20 protein-coding genes are annotated in these 23377 nt (G+C 63.9%); 9 read left to right on the top strand and 11 right to left on the bottom strand.

Translation table 11 applies throughout. The annotated features are described in order from the left end of the window. Positions 1–49 precede the first annotated feature (49 nt). Positions 50–2458 carry a ligase-associated DNA damage response DEXH box helicase gene (locus OVY48_RS11860; RefSeq protein WP_313922985.1) on the bottom strand — a complete coding sequence of 803 codons (2409 nt, stop codon included), beginning with the start codon at positions 2456–2458 and terminating at the stop codon, positions 50–52. Between the two features lie 280 nt (positions 2459–2738). On the opposite strand from OVY48_RS11860, the gene OVY48_RS11855 reads away from it, so the two are divergent. From OVY48_RS11855 to OVY48_RS11845, 3 genes are all read left to right on the top strand, one after another. Next, positions 2739–4058, top strand: coding sequence for a cystathionine gamma-synthase family protein (locus tag OVY48_RS11855; protein ID WP_313922984.1), 1320 nt, complete (start codon positions 2739–2741; stop codon positions 4056–4058). Positions 4059–4062: 4 nt separating this feature from the next. Beyond that, positions 4063–4992, top strand: coding sequence for a 2-hydroxyacid dehydrogenase (locus tag OVY48_RS11850; RefSeq protein ID WP_313922983.1), 930 nt, complete (start codon positions 4063–4065; stop codon positions 4990–4992). Positions 4993–5102: 110 nt separating this feature from the next. Continuing rightward, entirely contained in the window at positions 5103–6905 is a 1803-nt protein-coding gene (locus tag OVY48_RS11845) for an AsmA-like C-terminal region-containing protein (protein ID WP_313922982.1), read from the top strand. Positions 6906–6968: 63 nt separating this feature from the next. On the opposite strand, the gene OVY48_RS11840 is transcribed toward OVY48_RS11845, so the two are convergent. Continuing rightward, the gene (locus OVY48_RS11840) at positions 6969–7643 is read right to left on the bottom strand and encodes an HAD family hydrolase (RefSeq protein ID WP_037473352.1); all 675 of its coding nucleotides are present in this window, start codon (positions 7641–7643) and stop codon (positions 6969–6971) included. A gap of 98 nt (positions 7644–7741) precedes the next feature. Between OVY48_RS11840 and OVY48_RS11835 the strand changes: the two genes are divergently transcribed. The 4 genes from OVY48_RS11835 to OVY48_RS11820 are packed head-to-tail and all read left to right on the top strand — an operon-like array spanning position 7742 to position 11318. Further along, complete coding sequence (locus OVY48_RS11835) at positions 7742–8851, top strand: MlaE family lipid ABC transporter permease subunit (RefSeq protein WP_313922981.1); 1110 nt, start codon at positions 7742–7744, stop codon at positions 8849–8851. Next, complete coding sequence (locus OVY48_RS11830) at positions 8851–9723, top strand: ABC transporter ATP-binding protein (protein ID WP_313922980.1); 873 nt, start codon at positions 8851–8853, stop codon at positions 9721–9723. The genes OVY48_RS11835 and OVY48_RS11830 overlap by 1 nt, the downstream gene beginning before the upstream one ends. A gap of 3 nt (positions 9724–9726) precedes the next feature. Continuing rightward, positions 9727–10689: an MlaD family protein gene (locus OVY48_RS11825; RefSeq protein WP_313922979.1), complete on the top strand. Its 963-nt coding sequence runs from the start codon at positions 9727–9729 to the stop codon at positions 10687–10689. Between the two features lie 17 nt (positions 10690–10706). Continuing rightward, on the top strand, positions 10707–11318 hold the full coding sequence (locus OVY48_RS11820; protein WP_069066923.1) for an ABC-type transport auxiliary lipoprotein family protein: 612 nt from the start codon (positions 10707–10709) through the stop codon (positions 11316–11318). A gap of 41 nt (positions 11319–11359) precedes the next feature. On the opposite strand, the gene pepN is transcribed toward OVY48_RS11820, so the two are convergent. The 7 genes from pepN to OVY48_RS11785 form a co-directional block, all read right to left on the bottom strand. Next, positions 11360–13957 carry an aminopeptidase N gene (pepN, locus tag OVY48_RS11815; protein WP_313922978.1) on the bottom strand — a complete coding sequence of 866 codons (2598 nt, stop codon included), beginning with the start codon at positions 13955–13957 and terminating at the stop codon, positions 11360–11362. Positions 13958–14025: 68 nt separating this feature from the next. Then, positions 14026–14946, bottom strand: coding sequence for a ParB/RepB/Spo0J family partition protein (locus OVY48_RS11810; RefSeq protein ID WP_313922977.1), 921 nt, complete (start codon positions 14944–14946; stop codon positions 14026–14028). Continuing rightward, positions 14943–15725 carry a ParA family protein gene (locus OVY48_RS11805; RefSeq protein WP_069065606.1) on the bottom strand — a complete coding sequence of 261 codons (783 nt, stop codon included), beginning with the start codon at positions 15723–15725 and terminating at the stop codon, positions 14943–14945. The genes OVY48_RS11810 and OVY48_RS11805 overlap by 4 nt, the downstream gene beginning before the upstream one ends. Further along, positions 15722–16366: a 16S rRNA (guanine(527)-N(7))-methyltransferase RsmG gene (gene rsmG / locus OVY48_RS11800; RefSeq protein WP_313922975.1), complete on the bottom strand. Its 645-nt coding sequence runs from the start codon at positions 16364–16366 to the stop codon at positions 15722–15724. Before rsmG ends, OVY48_RS11805 begins: the two co-directional genes overlap by 4 nt. Further along, positions 16363–18213, bottom strand: a complete 1851-nt coding sequence (gene mnmG, locus OVY48_RS11795; RefSeq protein WP_313922974.1) for a tRNA uridine-5-carboxymethylaminomethyl(34) synthesis enzyme MnmG — start codon at positions 18211–18213, stop codon at positions 16363–16365. Before mnmG ends, rsmG begins: the two co-directional genes overlap by 4 nt. Positions 18214–18273: 60 nt before the next feature. Next, positions 18274–19551 carry a tRNA uridine-5-carboxymethylaminomethyl(34) synthesis GTPase MnmE gene (gene mnmE, locus OVY48_RS11790; protein WP_313922972.1) on the bottom strand — a complete coding sequence of 426 codons (1278 nt, stop codon included), beginning with the start codon at positions 19549–19551 and terminating at the stop codon, positions 18274–18276. Positions 19552–19567: 16 nt separating this feature from the next. Next, positions 19568–19819, bottom strand: coding sequence for a DUF6489 family protein (locus OVY48_RS11785; protein ID WP_096063315.1), 252 nt, complete (start codon positions 19817–19819; stop codon positions 19568–19570). 159 nt (positions 19820–19978) lie between these two features. Between OVY48_RS11785 and OVY48_RS11780 the strand changes: the two genes are divergently transcribed. Beyond that, positions 19979–20680, top strand: coding sequence for a dienelactone hydrolase family protein (locus tag OVY48_RS11780; protein WP_313922971.1), 702 nt, complete (start codon positions 19979–19981; stop codon positions 20678–20680). Continuing rightward, positions 20680–21648 carry a quinone oxidoreductase gene (locus OVY48_RS11775; RefSeq protein WP_313922970.1) on the top strand — a complete coding sequence of 323 codons (969 nt, stop codon included), beginning with the start codon at positions 20680–20682 and terminating at the stop codon, positions 21646–21648. Before OVY48_RS11780 ends, OVY48_RS11775 begins: the two co-directional genes overlap by 1 nt. A 60-nt stretch (positions 21649–21708) precedes the next feature. On the opposite strand, the gene OVY48_RS11770 is transcribed toward OVY48_RS11775, so the two are convergent. Next, positions 21709–22542 carry a class I SAM-dependent methyltransferase gene (locus tag OVY48_RS11770; RefSeq protein ID WP_313922969.1) on the bottom strand — a complete coding sequence of 278 codons (834 nt, stop codon included), beginning with the start codon at positions 22540–22542 and terminating at the stop codon, positions 21709–21711. A gap of 100 nt (positions 22543–22642) precedes the next feature. Further along, positions 22643–23365 (bottom strand): YjbE family putative metal transport protein, encoded by a 723-nt coding sequence (locus tag OVY48_RS11765; RefSeq protein WP_313922967.1) that lies wholly within the window; start codon positions 23363–23365, stop codon positions 22643–22645. Positions 23366–23377 lie beyond the last annotated feature (12 nt).

The following is a 23377-nucleotide window of genomic DNA, read 5'->3' as shown; positions in this document are numbered from 1 at the left end:
TTATCTAGCTTTCAGATAGTGGGATTTTCGATCATTGCCGCAGCAAGGGTCAGTCCGGGCGCATCGCCTGCGCCACCAGCGCTTCAGCTTCGATCAATAACGCATCCTCGGCAGCGCTTTGCGCGACCTGCTCGCGGCCGATGAGGATGAGGACCGGCACGGCGAGCGGGCTGACCCGGTCGAGCGTGACATGCAGCATGGTCGTCGCGGCCCGGTCGATCAGGTCGCCCAGCCGCCCGACATCGGTCATGCGCGCACGGGCATCGGCCCAGGCCGCCTTGATCAGCAGATGGTCGGGCTGATATTTGCGCAGCACTTCGTAGATCAGGTCGGTCGAGAAAGTGACCTGCCGTCCGGTCTTGCGCTTACCGGGATGCTGGCGCTCGATGAGGCCGGAGATGACCGCGACGTCGCGGAAGGCGCGTTTGAGCAGGCTCGATTGTTCGACCCAATCGACAAATTCATGGTCGAGTATGTCGGCGGAGAAAAGGCTTTGCGGGTCGGTGACGGGTTTGAGGCCATAAACGGCGAGCGCATAATCGTTGGCGACGAAACCCAAGGGCATGAGATCCTGGCTCTCCATCCGGCGGGTGAGCAGCATGCCAAGCGACTGATGCGCGTTCCAGCCTTCGAAACTATAGCAGACAAGATAGTGGCGGCCTTCATGCGGGAAGGTCTCGATGAGCAGTTGGCCCGGTTGCGGCAGGACCGATCGGAGTTTCTGCATGTCCAGCCATTCGCGCACGTCGGACGGGAAGCGATGCCATTGGTCGGGGCTGGCGAGGAAAGCGCGCACCCGGTCGGCGAGGCGCGTGGACATGGCCATGCGGCTGCCGCCCCAACTGGGGATGCGCGCCTGTTTGGAGGTGGCGCGGACGACCAGATCGGTCGTGTCCATCTTGACCACTTCGAGCGCCATGCCGGAGAAGAAGAAGCTGTCGCCGGGGGCGAGCTGCGCGGCAAAGCCCTCCTCCACCGTGCCGAGCTTGCGGCCATTGGCGAAGCGGACGGCGAGCGCGGGCTGATCGACGATGATCCCGGCGTTGAGGCGATGCTGCTGGATGAAGCGCGGGTGGGCGACGCGCCATGTGCCGTCCGCATCCTGGGCCAACCGCTTGAACCGGTCATAGGCGCGCAGGGCATAACCGCCGCCTTCGATGAAATGGAGGACGGAGGCGAAGGCGTCGGGTGTCAGCGCGCTATAGGGGGTGGCGGACTGGATTTCGGCGAGCATCGCCGCTTCGTGGAAGGGCCCGGCGCAAGCGAGGCCCATTATGTGTTGGGCCAGCACATCGAGACTGCCGACACGAAAGTCATCGGCATCGCGCTCGCCCGCCTCGACCGCGTCGAGGGCGGCGCGGGCTTCGAGATATTCGAAGCGGTTGCCGGGGATGAGGATCGCCTCGCTGGCCTGATCGAGCCGGTGATTGGCGCGGCCGATCCGCTGGAGCAGGCGCGACGAGCCCTTGGGGGCGCCCATCTGGATGACGCAATCGACATTGCCCCAATCGACGCCGAGGTCGAGCGAGGCGGTGGCGACCAAAGCGCGCAGCTTGCCGTCGGCCATGGCCGATTCGACCTTGCGCCGCGCTTCAATCGACAGGCTGCCATGGTGGATAGCGATGGGCAGGTTGGCGTCGTTCGCTGACCAGAGTTCCTGAAAGATGAGTTCGGCGAGGCCGCGCGTGTTGCAGAAGACGAGCGTGGTTTGATGCGCGGCGATTTCGGCCATCACCTGATGCGCGGCATATTTGCCCGAATGGCCCGACCAAGGGACGCGGCCTTCGGGGATGAGGATGGTGACGTTCGGCTCCGCGCCCGCCTCCCCCAACACGGCGGCGACCGTGTCGATATCGCCATCGGGCGCGAGCCAGGCGCGATAGGCGTCTACGTCCGCCACGGTGGCGGACAAAGCGACGCGGCGCAGGGCGGGGTTGATCGTCTGCAGCCTGGCCATCGACAGGCTGAGCAGGTCGCCGCGCTTCTGCGTGGCGAAGGCGTGGACCTCATCGACGATGACGGTTTGCAGGTCGGCGAACATCAAGGCCGCGTCGGGATAGCTCAGCAGCAGCGAGAGTGATTCGGGGGTGGTCAGAAGGATATGGGGCGGCTTGACGCGCTGGCGCGCCTTGCGGTCCGAGGGCGTGTCGCCGGTGCGGGTTTCGACGCGGATGGGGAGCGCCATCTCCTCAATCGGGGTCAGCAGATTGCGGCGGACGTCTACCGCCAGCGCTTTGAGCGGCGAGACATAGAGGGTGTGGAGCCGGTCGGTCGGGTGGTCGATCAGGTCGGCCAGGGTCGGCAGGAAACCCGCCAGCGTCTTGCCCGCCCCGGTCGGGGCGACGAGCAGCGCATGATCGCCCCGGCGCGCGGCGGCGAGCATGGCGCGCTGGTGCGAACGTGGCGCCCAACTGCGGGCGGCGAACCAGTCTTCCAGCACGGGGGGGAGGGCATCCATGGGGTGGATGTAGGGAGTCGGCCCCAGCCTGTCACGACATGGGCGGGAAGAAGGGTTCGCGCGGAGACGCAGAGACGCGGAGGGCATAGCCGACCGTGCGCGCGCTCCGCGGCTCCCCGCATGGATATTCGCCGATGATCTGCACGGCGCGATCGCGTAATTTAAGTCCACGTCGGTAAAATTTTATGTCGCTGCCCTCTGGCCGTCCGACCTGTCCCTGCGTTACCATCGCGCCATCAAGAGCGGCGCAGCAGATGCCGCATCATGCAGGAGATATGATATGTCTGGCGAAACCGAAGCCGATCTGACGGGTGTCGAGTCCAACCGCCGCCGTCCCAAGCCGCCGATCATGGAGATTGACGGGCGCAAGTTGAAGCCCGCGACGCTGATGATGGGGCATGGCTATGACCCGACCCTGTCCGAAGGGTCGTTGAAGCCGCCGATCTTCCTGACCTCCACCTTCGCGTTCGAAAGCGCGGCAGCGGGCAAGCGGCATTTCGAGGGGGTGACGGGCATCCGTCCGGGCGGGTCCGAAGGGCTTGTCTATTCGCGCTTCAATGGTCCCAATCAGGAAATTGCCGAGGATCGGTTGTCGGTGTGGGAAGAAGCCGAGGATGCGTTGCTCTTTTCCAGCGGCATGTCGGCGATCGCCACCACTTTGCTGGCGATGGTGCAGCCGGGCGACGTGATCGTCCATAGCGCGCCGCTCTATGCCGCGACCGAATCGTTGATCGGGCGGATATTGGGCAAGTTCGGCGTGCAGTGGCTCGATTTCCCGGCTGGCGCGAGCGCCGACGAGATTGGCGCGGTGATCGAGAAGGCCAAGGGGCTGGGTCGCGTGGCGCTACTATATCTCGAAAGTCCGGCCAATCCGACCAATGTGCTGGTCGACATCGAAGCGGTGGTTGCGCGGCGCGACTTGGCCTTTGCGGGCGAAGACCATGTCCCGCCGATCGCAATCGACAATACATTTTTGGGGCCGTTATGGTTGAAGCCGCTGGCCCATGGGGCGGATCTGGTGATCTATAGCCTGACCAAATATGCTGGCGGGCATAGCGATCTGGTCGCGGGCGGGGTGCTGGGGTCCAGTGCGCTGATCACCACGATCCGGTTGATGCGCAATACGATCGGTACGATTTTGGACCCGCATTCAGCGTGGATGCTGATGCGCAGTCTGGAGACGCTGGAATTGCGGATGAGCCGGGCGGGCGAGAATGCGGCCAAGGTGTGCGCCTGGCTGCGCGACCAGCCGCAGGTGGAGAAGATCGTCTATCTGGGCTTTCCCGAAACCGAGCGGCAGCGGGATATTTACGCGCGGCATTGCATCGGGGCGGGATCGACCTTCTCGCTCTATCTGAAGGGTGGCGAGGCGGAGGCGTTTGCCTTTCTCGATGCGCTCAAGATCGCCAAGCTGGCAGTCAGCCTGGGCGGGACCGAGACGCTGGCGAGCCATCCCGCCGCGATGACGCATTTGTCGGTGCCGGCCGCACGCAAGGCGGCGTTGGGGATTGGCGATAATATGGTGCGTATCTCGATCGGCTGCGAGGATGCCGACGACCTGATCGCGGACTTTGCGCAAGCGCTGCGGGCGATCGGATAAGGCGATGACACGACCGGTTCTCTTGGTGGGTCAGGCTTTGCTGGCCCCGATCGTGCCGCTGCTGGCGCGGGACTATGACGTCATGATGCTGTGGGAAGGACCCGACGCGGCGGCATTGGCGCGGGTGGATGCGGTGATCTGGGCGGGTGAGTTCGTGCTAGAGCGGGCGCTGGTCGACGCGATGCCGCGCCTGTCGCTGATCGCCTGCTTCACCGTGGGCTATGACGGGGTGGACCTGGCGCTGGCGCGGGAGCGCGGCATTGCGGTGACTCATGCCGGTGACGCCAATGCGCAGGATGTCGCCGACCATGCGATCGGCCTGATGATCGCACATCGGCGCTGGATCGTGGGCGGCGACCGGCATGTGCGTAGCGGCCAATGGACGATGGAAGCCAAGACGCGGACCCGGTCGATGGGCGGGGCGAAGCTCGGCATCGTCGGCATGGGGTCGATCGGCATTGCGGTCGCGGAAAGGGCGCAGGCGATGCGGATGCAGGTCAGTTGGTGGGGGCCGCGCGAGAAGCCCGCCCTCCCCTGGCCACGCACCGTCAGCCTGGACGCGCTGGCGCGCGAGAGCGACATATTGTTAGTCGCGGCGCGGGCGGATGAGAGCAATCGTGGCATGATTTCGGCCGATATCATGGATGCGCTGGGGCCGGAGGGACTGCTGGTCAATGTCGCGCGGGGGCAGTTGGTGGATGAGGCGGCGTTGATCGCGGCGCTCATATCCAGGCGGCTGGGGGGCGCGGCGATCGATGTTTATGATCCCGAACCGACCGATCCCAAGCGCTGGGCCGATGTGCCCAATGTCGTGCTGACCCCGCATACCGGCGGGGCGACGCATGAGGCGGTGGCGCATATGGCGCAGATGCTGCTCGCCAATCTGACGGCGCATTTTGCAGGCAAGCCGCTGCTCTCTCCCGTGCGCGGCTGAACCCTAAGACGAGTCGTGCGTTGAGCGCGACACAATGATGGGGGACTTGGGGGGTGTCGGTGAACGCAAAGCGGGGAGCGCGATGGGCCATAGGCATTGGCGCCGGGCTGGTGGCATTGCTGGTCGTTGCGACACTGCTGCTGGCGGCCTTCCCCTGGGGGATGTTCAAGGACCGGATCGAGGCGCGGCTGTCGGCGCGGATCGGCAAGCCGGTCACGATCGGCACGATGACGCGCGAGGACAGCCTGTCCTTCCATCCCGTCGTCCGCCTGACCGATATGCGTGTGCCCCAGCCTGATTGGGCGAAGGGCGATGGCGATCTTGCCCGGATCGGCGAGGCGCGGGTCGGCTTTTCGGCGCTGGCGCTGCTGACCGGCGGGCCGGTGGTCGAGACGCTGGACCTGCGCCGCGCGCGCTTGAACTTCTATCGGGCTGCCGATGGACGGGAAAGTTGGAGCGGCGAGCGGAGCGGTGGCGACGAGCGCAAGGGCCGACGCCCGGCGCTGCGCAGCCTGACCGTCAGCGACAGCCGCATCGCCTATCGCGACGACAAGCGCGGCCGGTCGCTCGACGCGGCGCTGGCCGTCGATGGCAAGGGGCTGCGCCTGTCGGGCAAGGGCGATGTGCGCGGCTATCCCGTGACGGTCACCGCCAGCGGCGCGCCGATATTGGGGCATAAACCAGGGACGCGCTGGCCATTCCGCGCAGAGATTGCGGGCGATGCGGTGGGCATGACGTTCGATGGCACGATGGACGGGCCGCTCGACATCGGCCATTTGCGCGGCAAGGTGACGGGCCATGCGATCGACCTGCGGGTATTGGACGCGATCATCGAAGCGGGGTTGCCCGGCACCCAGCCGGTGCGACTGACGGCGCAGGTTGTGCGGGAGCGGCCGGACTGGATCATCGAATCGCTCAAAGGTACGATCGGGCGGTCCGAGATTGCGGGCCATGCCACCGTGCGCAAGCGCGAAGGCCGTACCCGGATCGACGGTGCGATCCGCGCGGCGCAACTGGATTTCAACGACCTGTCGTCGGACGAAGGCCGGCGCAAGGCATTGGCCAAGCGCGTGCGGCTGGGCGACCGGCTGATCCCCGACACCGCCATCGACCTGCGCAAGATGGCGCGCACCGATGGGCGGTTGGAGATACAGGCCGACCGGCTGTTATGGCCGGGGTCCAGCCCGTTCCGTTCGCTCAAGGGCGTGTTGACGCTGGAGCGCAGTCGGCTGGTGGTCGAGCCGTTGCGGATGGACCTGACGCGCGGCGTGCTGGGCGGGCGGTTGACGGTGGATCAGCGTGACGGCGGACCGCGACTCGATCTGGCGCTTGATCTGCGATCGGCGCGGCTGCTCGACTTCTTTCCCGAAACGCGGATCGACGGCGGGCTGGTCGGGCGCATCGCGCTGAACGGACCGGGGCGCACCATCCGCCAAGCGGTCGGGCAATCATCGGGCACAATCGCGCTGGTCGCACGCGACGGATCGATCCCGGCGCGCACGGCGGCGTTGATGGGGCAGGATGTCGGCAAGGGGTTGACGCTCGACAAGGACAAGATGGCGGTGCTGCGCTGCATGGTCGCGCGGTTCGACGTCAAGGGCGGCGTCGCGCGGACCAATCCGGTGCTGATCGACACATCCCGCGCACAGACCCGCGCCACCGGCACGATCCGCCTGTCGGACGAGACGCTTGCGCTAACGCTCAGCGGGCAGCCCAAGAAGGGGAGCCTGTTGCGGCTGAAAGGCACGGTGCCGATCCGCGGCACGATCAAGGCGCCCGATATTCAAGTGCCCAAGGAAGCACGATCGGCCAAGGGCATCCTCAAGATGATCGGCGATGCGATCGGTGGCGACAAGGTGCCGCGCGCCAGCGATGCGGATTGCGACGCGCTGGCGCGGTCGGCGATGCGTTAGACCGACATATCGGTTCGGTTCGCGCGTTTCTCGACTTCGCTCGAAACGAACGGATGTCTATGTCTAATTCCAGTCGACCCGCGTCCAGCCGCGCACCGCCGCCAGCTTGGCCAGCGGCTTGTGCGGGTTGGAGGCGATGGGGACGTCGGCAAATTCCAGCATCGGCGCGTCCGACACATGGTCGGAATAGGCGCGGATATGAGTCTGGGTCCGGTCGATCGCCTGCGCCGCCATCCACGCTTTGATCATCCGCAGCTTGCCGGTGTCGTAGCAATTTTCGCCGGCAATCTTGGCCCGGACATAACGCAGATCCTGCGAAAGATGGTCGGTCGCGATCACCGCGTCGAAACCCAGTCGCCGGGCGATCGGTTCGACATAGAGGCGGTAGGAAGCGGTGGCGAGAACGAGGCGATAGCCATCGGCGCGGTCGCGCGCGATCTGCGCCACCGCGTCGGCGCGCAGGTTGGTCGCCAGCACCTTGTCAGCATAGCTTTCGACATGCGGCATCAACCGGGCGCGTTCCACATGGAACCCGATCATCAGCGCCTGATTGAGTTCCTTGAGCCGCTGGCGCGACAGCAGCTTGAGGACATAGGCCAGCATCAGCAGCACGACGCAGGGCAGCAGGATCAGCCGCCACGGGGCCATCGCCCGCGCCACATGGATGAGGAAGCCGGTATAGGTGCCGCTGAACGTCACCGTGCGGTCCATGTCGTAAATCGCCAACCGATGCGTCATGCCGTATCCGAAACTTTTGCCGCTGCCCTTCGTTCGGACTTGCGGATGGGCCGTTTCGGCTTGCCGTGCAACCGATATTGGACCACTAATCCCATCGCATGAATAAAGCCGCTTCACTGGCCGAAGAACAAAGCGACGGCGGCAGCGTGCTGCGGCTGTCCGGTTCGCTGGCGATCGCATCGCTGCATGACCTGCCCGACCGGCTGGATGCCGTGCAGGGTCCGGTCGGGACGATCGACCTGTCCGACGTCGATCATATGGACACGATCGGCGCGTGGACGGTGCATCGCACCGCCAAGCGGCTGGGCAGTCAGATCAGCGGCGCGCACCCGGATGCGCAGCGGCTGATCGATACGGTCGGCGCGCTGGACGATCCGGTGTCGATCCACCCAGACAGCGTTCCGGCCCTGCGCCGCATCGTCGGCCAGATCGGCGAGGCGGTCAGCACCGCCGGGTCGACCATGTTGGGACTGCTGGGCTTTTTCGGCGCGACGCTGGTCGCGGCCTGGAGCCTGATCCGCCATCCCAGCCGTTTCCGCGTCAATGCAGTAGTGCAGCGTTTCGAGGTGGTGGGCGTGTCCGCGCTGGGCATTATCGGCCTGATGAGCTTCCTGATCGGTATCGTCATCGCCCAGCAGGGATCGGTGCAGTTGCGCCAGTTCGGCATGGAGATGCTGACGATCAACCTGGTCGGTCGCCTGACCTTCCGGGAACTGGGCGTATTGATGACCGCGATCATGGTCGCGGGCCGCTCCGGCTCAGCCTTTGCCGCGCAATTGGGCACGATGAAGTTGACCGAGGAAATCGACGCGATGCGGACCATCGGCGTGTCGCCGATGGAAGCGCTGGTCTTGCCGCGCACGCTGGCCGTCATCATCATGATGCCGCTGCTTGGCTTTTATGCGTCGATCCTGTCGGTGCTGGGTGGCGCTTTCCTGTGCGCGATCGCGCTCGATATTCCGCCTATCACCTTTTTCCAGCGGTTGCGCGAAGTCGTGCCGATCACCGACCTGTGGGTCGGGCTGATCAAGGCACCTGTGTTCGGCCTGATCATCGCCATTTCCGGCTGTTTTCAAGGCATGCAGGTCAAGGGCAATGCGGAGGAAGTGGGGCTGCGCACCACCGCCGCCGTCGTCCAGGCGATCTTCCTCGTCATCGTCATCGATGCTTTCTTCGCGGTGTTCTTCACCTGGGTAGGGTGGAACTGATGACCGAAGACGAACAGCGCCAGGCCGAAGAGCAGCGGCTCGCCCAAGCGGTCGAACAGTCCGACATCGCCATTTCGGTGCGCGGCATTCGTAATGCCTTTGGCGACCAGGTCATCCATGATGGCCTCGACCTTGATGTGCGCAAGGGCGAGATATTGGGCGTGGTCGGCGGATCGGGCACCGGCAAGTCGGTGCTGATGCGCGCGATCATCGGCCTTCAGACGCCGAACGAGGGCGAAATCCATGTCTTTGGCGAATCGATGGTCGGGCGGCTGGACGATGATGCGCTGGCGATCCGCAAGCGGTGGGGCGTGTTGTTCCAGGGCGGTGCGCTGTTTTCGACGCTGACCGTGGCGGAAAATATCGAAGTGCCGATCCGCGAATATTATCCCAATATCGGGGCGCAATTGCGTGACGAGATTGCGGCCTACAAGATCCGCATGACCGGCCTGCCCGCCGAGGCGGGGCCGAAATATCCGTCGGAACTGTCGGGCGGCATGAAGAAGCGCGCGGGCTTGGCCCGTGCGTTGGCGCTGGACCCGGACCTGCTGTTCCTCGATGAGCCGACCGCTGGCCTCGACCCGATCGGCGCGGCGGCGTTCGACGAGCAGACGCGCAAGTTGCAGGAGACTTTGGGTCTTACCGTCTTCCTCATCACCCATGATCTCGATACGCTCTATTCGATCTGTGATCGGGTGGCGGTGCTGGCCGATAAGAAGGTGATCGCGGTCGGCACGATCGATGAACTGCTGGCGCTCGACCATCCGTGGATCCAGGAATATTTCAATGGGCCGCGTGGCCGTGCGGCGACGGCGGCAGTATCGCGGGAAAAGAACAAGGCGGCACAGAGTCCGCCGGACGGAAGGCAATAGGATATGGAAACCCGCTCCAACCATGTGCTGGTGGGCACTGTCACGCTGCTGCTGCTGGCGGCGATCATCATCGCGGCCTTCTGGTTCTCCCGCATATCCGACGGGCAGAACAAGCAATATGACATCTTCTTCAAACAGTCGGTCAGCGGCTTGGCCAAGGGTTCGAGCGTCAATTATGCGGGCGTGCCCTCCGGTCAGGTCGAATCGATTGACCTGTGGAAGCGCGATCCAAGCTTCGTGCGGGTGCGCATCACGGTGAAGGATGGGACGCCGGTACTGCAGGGCACGACCGCGAGCATTGCGGGCGTCGGCTTTACCGGGGTGAGCGAAGTGGTGCTGGACGGTGCGGTCAAGGGCGCGCCGCCGATCATTTGTCCTGCGGAAAATCCCCAGGCGGTATGCCCCGATGGCGTGCCCGTGATCCCGACCAAGCCGGGGGCACTGGGCGAATTGCTCAACAGCGCGCCGCAATTGCTGGAGCGGCTGTCGACGCTGACCGAGCGGCTGACCGAAGTGCTGAGCGACAAGAACCAGCAGTCGATCGCGGGCATATTGGCCAATGTCGAGCGGGTGTCGGGCGCTTTGGCCGACCGTAGCCCTGAAATCGCCGCGACCCTGGCCGAAGCGCGTATCGCAGTGCAGCGCACCGGCGTTGCCGTCGAACAGATCGGCAAGCTGGCCGCGACCACCGACGCGATGCTGAACGAAGAAGGCAAGCCGCTGATGGCCGACCTGCGCAAGAGCGTGCAGTCGGCGACGCGCAGCATCGACACGCTGGACAAGACCATCGGCGCGGCGCGGCCGGGCGTGGAGGCGTTCAGCAACCAGACCATGCCGGAAGTGAACCAGCTGGTGCGCGACCTGCGCGAAATGTCGCGCGCCTTCCGCGGCGTTGCCGAGAAACTGGACCAGCAGGGTGCGGGTTCGCTGGTCGGATCGCCCAAGCTGCCGGACTATAAGCCATGATGAGAGAGATGCGGACCATGTTCCATGCCAAACCAACAGGCGCCCTTGCGGCGCTGACCGCCGCCGTCCTGCTGTCGGGCTGCGTCTCGATCGGCGGGAAGGTGCCGGAACGGCTATTGACGCTGGACGCGGTGCAGAAGGTGCCGGCGGGTACGGCGCAGCGTGCTGGCGCTGGGCGCACATTGATCGTGTCCGATCCCGACGCGCCCAAGATGCTGGATACGATACGTATCCCGGTGCAGACCAGCCCGACGTCGGTCGCCTATGTGACGGATGTGCAATGGGCCGATACGCCGCGCCATCTGTTCCGGCGCTTGTTGGCCGAGACGATTTCGGCGACCACCGACCGGGTGGTGCTCGATTCGGGGCAGTTTTCGGGTGATGGCGGGCAGCGGCTGTCGGGCGAGTTGATTGCCTTTGGGCTTGATGCGCCGGGGAATAATGCGGTCGTTACCTATGACGCCGTGCTGACCACGCCCAATGGCGTCGCCTTAGCCCGGCAGCGTTTTACCGCCAGCCAGCCGGTGGGCGCGAAGATCACGTCGATGACGGTCGGAACGCCGCTCAACCTGGCAGCAAACAAAGTGGCTGGCGACGTCGCCGCCTGGGTCGCGGCGATGAAGGACTGATGGCCGCCCCGTTCGCGTCGCGCGAACGGGGGCATTCTCCTCTATTCCAGACTTTTCCCGGCCTGCTCGGTCACGTCCTTGGACAGGCCGGGCTGCGCCAATATGCGTTCGAGTTCGCCCCGCATGAGCGCGCCTCGCGCTGCATCGAAGCGCTTCCAGCGGCCAAGCGGGGGCACGAGGCGGGCGGCGGTTTGCGGATTGAGCCGGTCCAGCGCAATGATGCAGTCGGCCACCAATCTGTAGCCCTTGCCGGATTTGTGGTGGAACGCCCACTGATTGCCCGTGAACGCACCATAGAGCGCGCGGACGCGGTTGGGATTGGTGAGGGTGAAGTCCTTGTGCCGCCCCAGTTCCTCGACCAGATCGACCGTGTCGGGATGGACGGCGAAGGCCTGGGTCTGGAACCATTTGTCGAGCGTCAGCGCGTCGGCGCCATAACGGTTGTAGAAGATGTCGAGTGCCGCCACCCGCTCGGCGCTGTCGCCATTGGCGAGGATCGCCAGAGCTGCTTGCCGCTCGGTCATATTATGGGCGTGGTCGAACTGGACGAAGGCGGTTGCGGGGCCGTCCATCGCGCCGGAGGCGACCAGATAGCCAAGCGCGCTGTTGTGTAGCTTGCGCGCACCCTTGGCATCGGCGGACATGGAAAATTCGGCGGCCTTGGTCCGGGCATGGATCGCGCGCCAGTCCGCTTCCAGTTCCGCGCCGATCCGCTGTTGCAAGGCTTCGCGCGCGGCGTGGATCGCGTCAGGATCGACCTGCGCCATCTGATCGCCGAGATAGGCTTCGCTGGGCAGGCGGATGGCTTCGGCGACGAAGGCGGGATCGAGCAAGGGGTCGGTGATGACCTGACGGATCGCGGCGATCACCGGGCCGTCATCCATGGGCTGACCGGCGATGCGGCCGACCAATATGTTGACCATCAACTGCTGCATCGCCTCATAACGGGCGAACGGATCATCATCATGCGCGGACAGGAAGGTGAGGTCATCCTGGCTGCGGTTGGTATCGACGATCACGGGGGCGGAGAAGCCGCGATTGATCGACAGGATCGGCGCGGTCGCGAAATCAGGGAAGGTGAAGCTCTGCTGCGATCCGGTGAGTAGCAGCAGTTCGTCGCCATGGTGGGTGCCGGTGGCGGGATCGAACAGGGCGACGCGCAGTGGGATAGCCATCGGCGCTTTGTCGAGCTGGCCCGGCGTGGGGGCGAGCGACTGGTGCAGATGCAGGGTGACCACCTGGGTCACCGGATCATGATCAAGCGTGGCGCGAACGTGCGGGGTTCCGGCCTGTTCATACCAGCGGCGGAATTGGCTGAGGTCGATCTCGCCGCCCTCTTCCATGGCCAGGACGAAATCTTCGCAGGTGGCGGCCTGGCCGTCATGACGATCGAAATAGAGATCGGTGCCCGCGCGAAAGCGTTCCGGCCCCAGCATCAGGGCAATCATGCGGATCAGCTCCGCGCCCTTATTATAAATGGTCGCGGTGTAGAAGTTACTGATTTCCATATAGGATTCGGGCCGCACGGGATGCGCGAGCGGGCCAGAGTCCTCCTGAAATTGGGCGGCGCGCAAGATGCGCACATCTTCGATCCGCTTGACCGCATGGCTGCCCATGTCGGCCGAGAAATTCTGGTCGCGAAAGACGGTGAAGCCTTCCTTGAGACTGAGCTGGAACCAGTCGCGGCAGGTGACGCGATTGCCCGACCAATTGTGAAAATATTCATGCGCCACAACGCCTTCCACGCCATCATAATCGATATCCGTCGCGGTTTCGGGATCGGCCAAAATATAGCGTGAATTAAAGATGTTGAGGCCTTTATTCTCCATTGCGCCGAAGTTGAAATCGGCCACGGCGACGATGTTGAACACATCGAGATCATATTCGCGGCCGTAGACGCGCTCGTCCCATGCCATGGAGTTTTTGAGCGCCTGCATGGCATGGCCGGTGCGCGGCAGATCCGCCTCACGCACCCAGATGCCCAATTGCACTTCGCGGCCGTTCATGGTCACGAAGCTGTCGGCGTTGCAGGCCAGGTCTGCGGCGACCAGCGCGAACAGGTAACAGGGCTTGGGGAAGGGATCGACCCATCGTGCCCAATGTTGTCCGGCGTCACCCTCGCCCTGCTCCACCGGATCGCCGTTGGAGAGCAATATGGGGAAGCGCGCCTTGTCGGCGCGCAGCGTCACGTCATAGCGCGACAGGATGTCGGGGCGATCGGGGAAGAAGGTGATGCGGCGAAAGCCCTCCGCCTCGCATTGGGTGCAAAGCAACCCGCCGCTGGCATAGAGGCCCATCAATTTGCTGTTGGCTGCCGGTGCCAGCTCGACCAGCGTTTCGACACTGTGCGCCGAACCGGACAGCGACACGGACAAGGAACCGGCTTCCATATGCCATTGGTCGGACGTGGCGAGTTCGCCATCGATGCGCACCTCCAACGGAATGAGGCCATCGCCGTCGAGCCGCAAGGGCCGGTCATGACCGCCATTGCGCGTGACCATGAGCGTCGCGCGGACGCGGGTGCATGCGGGATCTAGCTCGAAATCCAGCGCGATATCGGGCACCAGCCAGTCGGGCGGGCGATAATCCGCGCGACGAATGACGGAAGGAGAAGCGGGGGAAGCGTGCATGTCGGCCATCCCCCCAAGCTAGGGAGACGGCCGGGAAAAGGCCAGCGGCGCGGCCCGGTTTTTCGCGTCTTGCCCGCTTAAATCCGTTCACCCGACAGGCGTTGGCACAGCATGTCCAACTGATCGAGGGTCGAATAGCGCAGGGTCAGCGTGCCGCCGCCATTGCCTTCGTGCCGGATGTCTACCTTCAGCCCCAATATGTCGGCCAGATGCTGTTCCAGCGAGGCGATGTCCGCGTCCGGTTCGGCGGCGGCGCCGGTTCGACGCGCGGCGGGTGTATCGTCGCCCGTCTTCATCCGACGGACCAATTGTTCGGTATCGCGGACCGACAAGCCCTTGTCTTCGACCCGGCGCGCCAGCGTTTCGCAATCGGGCACGCCGATCAGCGCGCGGGCGTGGCCCATGCTGATCTTCTGCTCCATCACCTGCTGCTGCACCGAAGCGGGCAAGTCGAGCAGGCGCATGAGATTGGCGATGTGGCTGCGTGATTTGCCGACGATGCGGCCCAGCGCGTCCTGCGTATGCTGGAAGTCTCCGATCAGTTTGCGATACGCTTCGGCCTCTTCGATCGGGTTAAGATCCTCGCGCTGGATATTTTCGATCAGCGCGATTTCGAGCGTTTCCTGCTCGTCGAAATCGCGGACGATGGCGGGGATGCGATGGAGCTGCGCCCTTTGCGCCGCGCGCCAGCGACGTTCGCCCGCGACGATCTGAAAGCCGCCACCGTGCGGGCGGACAATGATCGGCTGGATCACGCCGCGCTTGGCGATGCTGTCGGCCAGTTCCTGCAACGCGCCTTCATCGAAATGACGACGTGGCTGTTCGGGGTGTGGCTGGATCAACGACACTTCAATATTCTGCACCGCCTTGCTCGACGGCGAGGCAGCGGGCGCAACCGGTTCTTCGCGCGCAACATCGCCGAGCAGGGCGGACAGGCCGCGTCCCAGGCCATGCGGCCGCTTCACAGTTTTGGGCTTGTCGGTCGTTTCGTCGCTCAAGCGGCAACCTCCTGTCGGGGCAGGCGCGCGATTAATTCGCGCGCGAGCCGCATATAGGCTTCCGATCCTGAACAGCGGAAGTCGTAAATCAAGGCCGGGACGCCATGGCTGGGCGCTTCGGACAGGCGCACATTGCGGGGGATGACGGTGGTGAAGACCAGATCGCCGAGGCAGGCGCGGACATCATCGGCGACCTGATCGGTCAATCGGTTGCGCCGGTCATACATGGTGAGCGCGACGCCCATGATCGACAGACCCGGATTGAAGCGGCCACGAATCCGCTCGACCGTCTGGAGCAGTTGCGACAGCCCTTCGAGCGCGAAAAATTCGCATTGCAGCGGGACGAGCAAGGATTGCGCGGCGACCATCGCGTTGATCGTCAACAAGCCCAGCGAGGGCGGGCAATCGATCAGGCAAATGTCCCAGCGCCCCGGAGGCGCTTCGGCTAGCACCCGTTCGAGCCGATGGGTGCGCTGCTCATATTCGATCAATTCGATTTCGCAGCCCGACAGATCCTGGGTCGCGGGGACGAGGTCGAGCTTGGGCACGCGCGTCGTGACGATCGTGTCTTCCAGCGCGCAATTGCCGACGAGCAGGTCATAGCTCGACCGCGCGCGTTCGGATTGACCGACACCCAGGCCTGTCGAGGCATTGCCCTGCGGGTCGAGATCGAGCAGCAGCACGCGCAGGCCGGTGGCGGCGAGACCAGTGGCGAGGTTGATCGCCGTCGTGGTTTTGCCCACGCCGCCTTTCTGATTGGCGATAGCGATACAGATCATGCGCGACCTTTCCTTCTGGCGACGGGGTTGACGGCGTGCGCGACGATGATGGCGCTATCGGCGTCCGTCACGCTCGGTTCCACGTGAAACACACCCTGCCATGATGGGCGCGTCGCCTCCAGTTCATTCTGCGCATTTCGTCCCTTAGGCAGCACCCATAGCGTATTTTTGTCGGAAAGATGCGCGGCCGATTCGAGCAGGCGCGGGAGTGGTGCATAAGCACGCGCGCTGATGACGGCGGCAGCGCACGGGGGCACCATCTCAACCCGACCACCAAAAACCGTGGTGTTACGCAGGTTCAATGTAGCGATGGCTTCGTTCAAAAAGTCGATGCGCTTGCGCCGGGACTCGACCATCAACATGGGTCGGTCGGACAGGCAGGCGACGACAATACCCGGCAAGCCGGCACCCGATCCGAGGTCGATCCATGCACCCTCCCCCGCCATTTGGGCGTGGGTGAGAAGTTGGGCGGAATCGACGATATGCCGTGCCCAGACATGGGGGCGGGTCGATTCGGCGATGAGATTCTGTTCGCCCATCGCTTCCAACAGGATGGCAACGAAGCGTTCCAGACGCGCCATTGTTTCACGTGAAACATCGAATTGGGTGGTCAGCCAGGCGCGGGCTTCATCCTCGGTCATGCGGCGACCTTGCGGACATGGACCAGGATGGCGGCGAGGGCCGCAGGGGTTACGCCGCGGATGCGGCCTGCGGCGGCCAGCGTATCGGGGCGCGCCGCATCGAGCCGTTCGATCATCTCGGTGGACAGGCCGCCGATGCTGGCGAAGTCGAAATCGGCGGGGATGAAGACACGCTCGTTGCGGCGCAGGTCGGCGATCTCCGCATCCTGGCGGTGGAGATAGGGGGCGTAATGGGCATCCTCCAATATCTCCGCGCGCAGGTCAGCGGGCGCTGCGGCAAGGCGGGGGGCGAGCGACAGGATCAACGCCCGATCGACTTCAGGGAAGCGCGCCCATTCGAACAGGCTGCGACGTATACCATCCTGCCGCACCGACGCGCCCGCGCGGGCCATGGTGGTGGCACCGATGGGTTGCGTGAGTTCGGCCTCTATATCGGCGCGCAGGGCATCGCGCTCGGCCAAACGCGCATAGCGGACGGGGCCGATGATGCCATGCGCGATGCCGATCGCGCCGAGGCGCGTCTCCGCATTGTCGGCGCGCAGACGCAGGCGATATTCGGCGCGCGCGGTCAACATGCGATAGGGTTCGGTCACGCCCTGTAAGGTGAGGTCATCGATCATGACGCCGATATAGCTGCTGGCCCGGTCGAGGATCATGGCCGCTTCGCTGCGTGCGCGGGCGGCGGCGTTGACGCCCGCGATCAAGCCCTGGGCGGCCGCCTCCTCATAGCCGGTGGTGCCGTTTATCTGCCCGGCGCAGAACAGGCCGGGGATGGCGCGGACTTCCAATGTGGCGTCGAGCGCGCGCGGATCGATATGGTCATATTCGACGGCGTAGCCGGGCACGACGATGTCGGCCTGCTCCAGGCCGGCCATTGACCGGATCATAGCGACCTGAACATCGGTGGGCAGCGAGGTGCTGATGCCATTGGGATAGACGAGCGGATCGTCGAGTCCTTCAGGTTCCAGAAAAATCTGATGCCCGTCGCGGTCTCCGAAGCGCTGAATCTTATCTTCGATCGAGGGGCAGTAGCGCGGCCCGCGCCCTTCGATCGCGCCGCTGAACAAGGGCGATCGGCCGAGGCCATCGCGGATGATCTGATGGGTGCGCGCATTGGTGCGGGTAATGGCGCAGGCGAGTTGCGGCAACGGGCGACCGTTGGACAAAGGCGACATGGTCCAGCCGTCGCTGTCGGATGGTTGCGCCTCCAGCTTGGCCCAATCGATGGTGCGACCGTCGATGCGAGGTGGCGTGCCAGTCTTGAGGCGACCGATGGGGAGAGCGAGGTCGCGCAACTGGACGCCCAGACTGGTCGCGGCGCGTTCGCCGACGCGACCGCCGGTTTCGCGTTCGTCGCCCCGGAACAGCTTGCCGCCCAGAAAGGTGCCGGTCGCCAGTACGACTGACGCGGCCTCCAGCGTGCGGCCGTCGGCTAGGGCTAACCCCGTGACGGAGCCATCGTGCAGAAGTAGCCCTGCCGCCTCGCCTTCAACGATTGTCAGACCTTCTTGCGCGTCGAGCATCTGATAGATGGCGGCGCGATAGCGTTTGCGGTCGGCCTGGACGCGCGGCCCTTGGACCGCTGCGCCCTTGCTGTTGTTGAGCATCCGATAGTGGATTGCGGCTTGGTCTGCGGCGCGGCCGATCAGGCCATCCAGCGCATCGACTTCGCGCACAAGATGGCCCTTGCCTAACCCGCCGATCGCCGGGTTGCAGGACATGGCGCCAACGGTGGCACGATCGAACGTCAGCAGCGCGACGCGCGCGCCTTTGCGCGCAGCGGCGGCCGCCGCTTCGCACCCGGCATGGCCGCCGCCGACCACAATCACATCATAGCGAGTTTGCATGGGTGGCCTGTAGCAGATGCAGGCCATCGCGGTCAAAAGCGTTCCACGTGGAACATAGCGCTATTTGCCGATGCAGAAGCCCGAAAAGAGACGGTCGAGCATGTCTTCGGTCCCCGCCTGTCCGGTGAGCGCATCGATCGCGCGGCGGGCCTGCCGCAACTCCTCAGCAATGACGAGCAAGTCATCGCTGTGCCGTGCGGCTTCGACATGGGCGAGCAATTCACCGACCCGCGCACGCTGGCGGGCGTGAAGGGCATAGTCGCCCTCGCCCGGCAAGAGTTGCGCGGCGCGATCAAGCAGGGTGGTGACTAGGCTGTCCATCCCCTCCCCTGTTTGTGCGGACAATTGCAGGCCCGGCCGGGTCGCATCACGATCGCATTGCGCAGCGATCAACAGCGCATCGGCGCGCGGCAGATCAGCCGCATCGCCCAACCATAGGATGATGTCCGCTGCGTCGAGCGCCGCGCGCGCGCGGTCCATGCCGATCGCCTCGATCGCGTCGCCGGTCCCCTCGTGCAGGCCTGCGGTGTCAGTGAAGAGTAAGGCGGTGCCGCCGATCGCCGCAGGCACTTCGATGCGGTCGCGCGTCGTTCCGGCAATGTCGGACACGATTGCCGCGTCGCGCCCCACCAGCGCATTAAGCAGGGTCGACTTGCCTGCATTGGGTGGACCCGCCAGCACGACGCGAATGCCATCGCGCAATCGCTCGGCCGACGGCGCGGCAAGGGCGGTGCCAATCTCTTCCGCAAGCGCTGCAATGCCCGCTCCAATTCGCTGCTCGATCGCAGCGTCGGGCACATCATCCTCGTCGGAGAAGTCGAGCGCGGCTTCGGCCATGGCCGACAGGTCGAGCAGGTCACGCCGCCAACCATCGACCCGGCGGGAAAAATGCCCTTCCGCCATCATCAATGCAGCGCGACGTTGCTGCTGGGTTTCGGCGGCGAGCAGGTCAGACAGGCCTTCGACCGCATTGAGATCCATCCGGCCATTGAGAAAGGCGCGGCGGGTGAACTCGCCCGCTTCGGCCCGGCGAAGGCCCGGCATCGCGGCCAGTACCGTCTCGACCGCTGCCACGACAGCGCGGCCGCCATGGCAATGGAGTTCGACCAAATCCTCGCCGGTCACCGTGCCGGGGCCAGGCAGCCAGAGGATGAGCGCGCGGTCCAACGGTGCGCCATCCTGCGGGTCGGTAAGTAAGGCGAGGCTGGCCTGACGCGGTGGCGGGACACGCTGGGCGAGACTTTCCAGCGCCGCGCGGGCGTGCGGCCCGCTGACTCGCACCACCGCAATCCCGGCGGGCGGCGCGCCGCTGGACAGGGCGAAAATCGTGTTGGTCATCGGCGTGGCGACGATGCTATTTCTTGTCGCCCGTCCCGCCCATGCCGGACAGACCGATATTCATCATTTGCTGGAACAGGCGCACGCCCGCATCGCCCATCGGCGAGAAACTCTTGAACAGGGTTTCCATCTGCTCGACATTGCCCACCCCTTCGAAACTGTCGAGGACGGTGCGGATATATTTGTCGTGGATGGGCGTCACATCGGGCAGGCCGAGAAAGGCGCGCGCCTCGGCTGGGCTGCAATCCACATCGACCGTTACCTTCATAATCCTGGCCCTTCTGGTTCTTCTATCGTCTGTTCCCCGTCATGCCGCAAACAGGCGCATGGTGGCAAATTTTTTGCGTCGGTCGATGGTTGCGCGCCTACCGCGATGCGCCAATATGCGGGCGAGCCCCTATGGCCCAACCGCGAAAAGGAATGCGACATGACAGGCTTTACCCCGATCGAGACGCTGGAGGGCGGTGCCCGGTTCGACGCTTATGTGGCACGACCAGAAGGCGACGAGGCCAAGGCGGCGATCATCGTCATCCAGGAAATTTTCGGCGTGAACGAAGGCATCCGCCGCAAATGCGATAATTGGGCCAAGGCAGGCTATGTCGCTTATGCCCCCGACCTGTTCTGGCGCGAGAAACCGCATGTCGAACTGGACGCCGATGTGCCGGAGGAATTTCAGGCCGCGCTCGGCCATATGCAGAAGCTTAATCAGGATCAGGCGATCCGCGACATCGAAGCGACGATCAAGGCCGCGCGTGCGACGGTGGATGGCGGCAAGGTTGGGCTGGTCGGCTATTGCCTTGGCGGGCGGCTGGCGTTCATGGCGGCGTGCCGTACCGATGGCGATGCGTTCGTGTCCTATTATGGCGTCGGGATCGACGGCTTGCTGGGCGAAGCGAAAGCGATCGGAAAGCCCGTCATGCTCCACATTCCGACCGCCGATCATTTCGTCCTGCCGGATGCGCAGAAGGCGATGCATGACGGGCTGGAGCCGAACCGCCATATTGTCCTGCATGACTATGACGGGCTGGATCATGGGTTCGCCGCCGAGATGGGCAACCGACGTGACGAGGAAGCGGCTGAGCTGGCCGACCAGCGCACCGCCGATTTCTTCGCCGAGCATCTCGCCTGATGGCCGACGCCTGGCGGATGGTGGCCCGCAGCCATGGCGGGCCGGAGGTCATCGCGCGCGAGGATTTCGATCCGGGCGTGCCGGGTGACGGCGAATTGCTGATCGCGCAGGAGGCGATCGGGCTGAACTTCATCGACACCTATTATCGCACCGGCCTCTACCCTGCCCCCCTCCCTACCCCCTTGGGGTCGGAGGGGGCAGGGCATGTCGTTGCGGTCGGGCCGGGCGTGTCGGGTTTTGCCGTCGGTGACAGGGTCGGCTGCGCGCATGGGCTGGGCGCCTATGCCAGCCACCGCATCGTCGCGGCCGAGCGCGCAGTGAAGATCCCCGACGGCGTGTCGAGCGAGGATGCTGCGGCGATGATGCTCAAGGGCATGACCGCCTGCTATCTTGCCGAAGACACGGTCGATCTGGCGGCCGGGCAGGTCGCGCTGGTCCATGCAGCGGCGGGCGGGGTCGGGTCAGTCCTGGTGCCGTGGCTGCGGGACAAGGGCGTCGTGGTCATCGCCCATTGCGGGTCGGCGGAAAAGGCCGCGCTGGTCGATGCTGACCATAGCCTTCATGGTTCGTTAGCCGATCTGGCCGCGGCCGTTCGCGACCTGACCGGCGGCCAGGGCGTCGATGTCGTCTATGACGGCGTCGGCAAGGATAGTTGGGCGGCGTCGCTTGCCTGTCTGAAGCGCCGTGGGTTGATGGTAAGCTATGGCAATGCATCGGGTGCGGTGCCGCCGGTCAGCCTGCTGGACCTAAGCAAGGGCGGGTCGCTCTATGTCACGCGCCCGACGCTGTTCGACTATGTCGCGACAGCGGAGGCGCTGGCGCATACGGCCGACCGGCTGTTCGACCGGATGCAGCGCGGCGTGGTGCGGGCGGTGATCGGTCAGCGTTTCGCGCTTGCCGATGCAGCGGAGGCGCACCGGGCACTGGAGGGGAGACGGACGATAGGTAGTACGTTGCTCATCCCCTAAACAAAGAAGGGATGCCTCACATCGCAGTGCATCCCCTCTTCAAACATCAGCATCTAAGACTTACATTTTGCTGCGATCGACCAATGCAGTCATCTGAATATTCTCACGCGAAATCAGATCAGGCAGTTTCGTACAGATAATGACGTCCTGCAGCGATGACCCAATGCCGCCACCCATCCAGCATCCATATTCCACCTTAGTGATGGCCATACCTGCATCCCAAACCATCTGGGCTACGGATTCACGATCGAACGCGATGAAGGCAAGTGGGTCATAATCATTAGCAATCATGATCTTGCCATCATCATGCATGACGCGATTTTCGAGCGGGAAGATGGCTTGGCCATGTTCAATCATGTGACGCGAAAATTCGTTCAGTTCGAAACAGGTCATGACGAAGCGGCCACCCGGCTTCATCATGGCGGAGACGAACTTGAGTAGACCAGCGAAATCCTTCTTCGTAACATGGGTAAAGACTGAGAAAGCATAACCGATGTCGAAACTCCCGTTATACTCCTGTGCCAATTGTTCACGGGATTTACCGTCATTCTTCGAGATAAACTGATCATAATGATCATTCCTGTCATTAATCAGTTCGAACTTCACGCGATCAAGATTACGCTGAATATTCTGATTACAGAAATCGATGACTGCAGGCATAATGTCCATGCCCACGATTTCCTGCGGTGCCAAACCCATGGCCCTCAACGCCACCAAGCCACGGCCGATCCCGCACCCAAAATCCAACACCCGGCTCACGCCATTCTGAACCGGCGTCAGCCGGTGAACAATTTGCATCGAAGCCTTGCCTACCGCTTCGGGGTCAGACCCCCCTACCCAATCATTCATGGGGCTTTTACGCATCAGCTCGAAAATATCGGAGGTTGTCGCCATTATGGATCCCTAGTCCCAGATTCTACCGAACTTTAGCTATAAGGCCGCCACCGCCTCGGCAAGGCAAAAGGTCGGCGACATAAGCCCGCATGCGAAGCAATCAACTAAACAATGTCAGAATGCCGACATTATGATCCACAAAACCTTCGTAGATCATCTTCACCGCGACATAGACGATCACGGCAAGGCCGATATAGGCAATCCAACGGAAGCGTTCGATATATTTGGCGATGATGTTGGCAGCTATGCCCATCAAAGCGACAGACAATATGAGCCCGATAATTAGGATACCGGGGTGGTCCTTGGCTGCGCCAGCGACCGCCAGAACATTGTCCAAGCTCATCGATACATCAGCCACAGCAACGGCCCAAGCCGCCGCCGCGAAACTCTTAGCCGGGCGGAGGCCCGATACGTCATCGTCACTCGTGTCGCCAGGAGTATCCATGCCGCGTTTGGGATGCAATTCACGCCACATTTTGAAGCTGACCCACAGAAGCAGGAGACCACCGGCCAGGATCAGGCCGACGATCTGCATCAATTGACTGACAACGAGTGCAAAGGCGATGCGTAAAACCAGCGCGGCGATGATGCCGATCAGGATTACCTTCTTACGTTGCGCGGCGGGTAAACCCGCCGCCAGCGCACCGACGACGATGGCATTATCGCCCGCCAACAATATGTCTATCATTAACACCTGCCCAAAGGCCGCGAGCGCGCTGGGTGATGTTATATTACTGAAATCCGTGACGATATGCCCCCAGATATCGGCGGGCGAACCCAGCCCCTGAGCGGCAGCGGCGGCGGCAGTGAGAAGGTCGAACATAGAGGCGCAGTC

The sequence above is a fragment of the Sphingobium sp. SA2 genome, from assembly GCF_032227065.1.
Classification (GTDB): Bacteria; Pseudomonadota; Alphaproteobacteria; order Sphingomonadales; family Sphingomonadaceae; genus Sphingobium.
The sequence above is the reverse complement of the archived record's forward strand: the minus strand, read 5'-3'. Positions and strand labels throughout refer to the sequence as shown.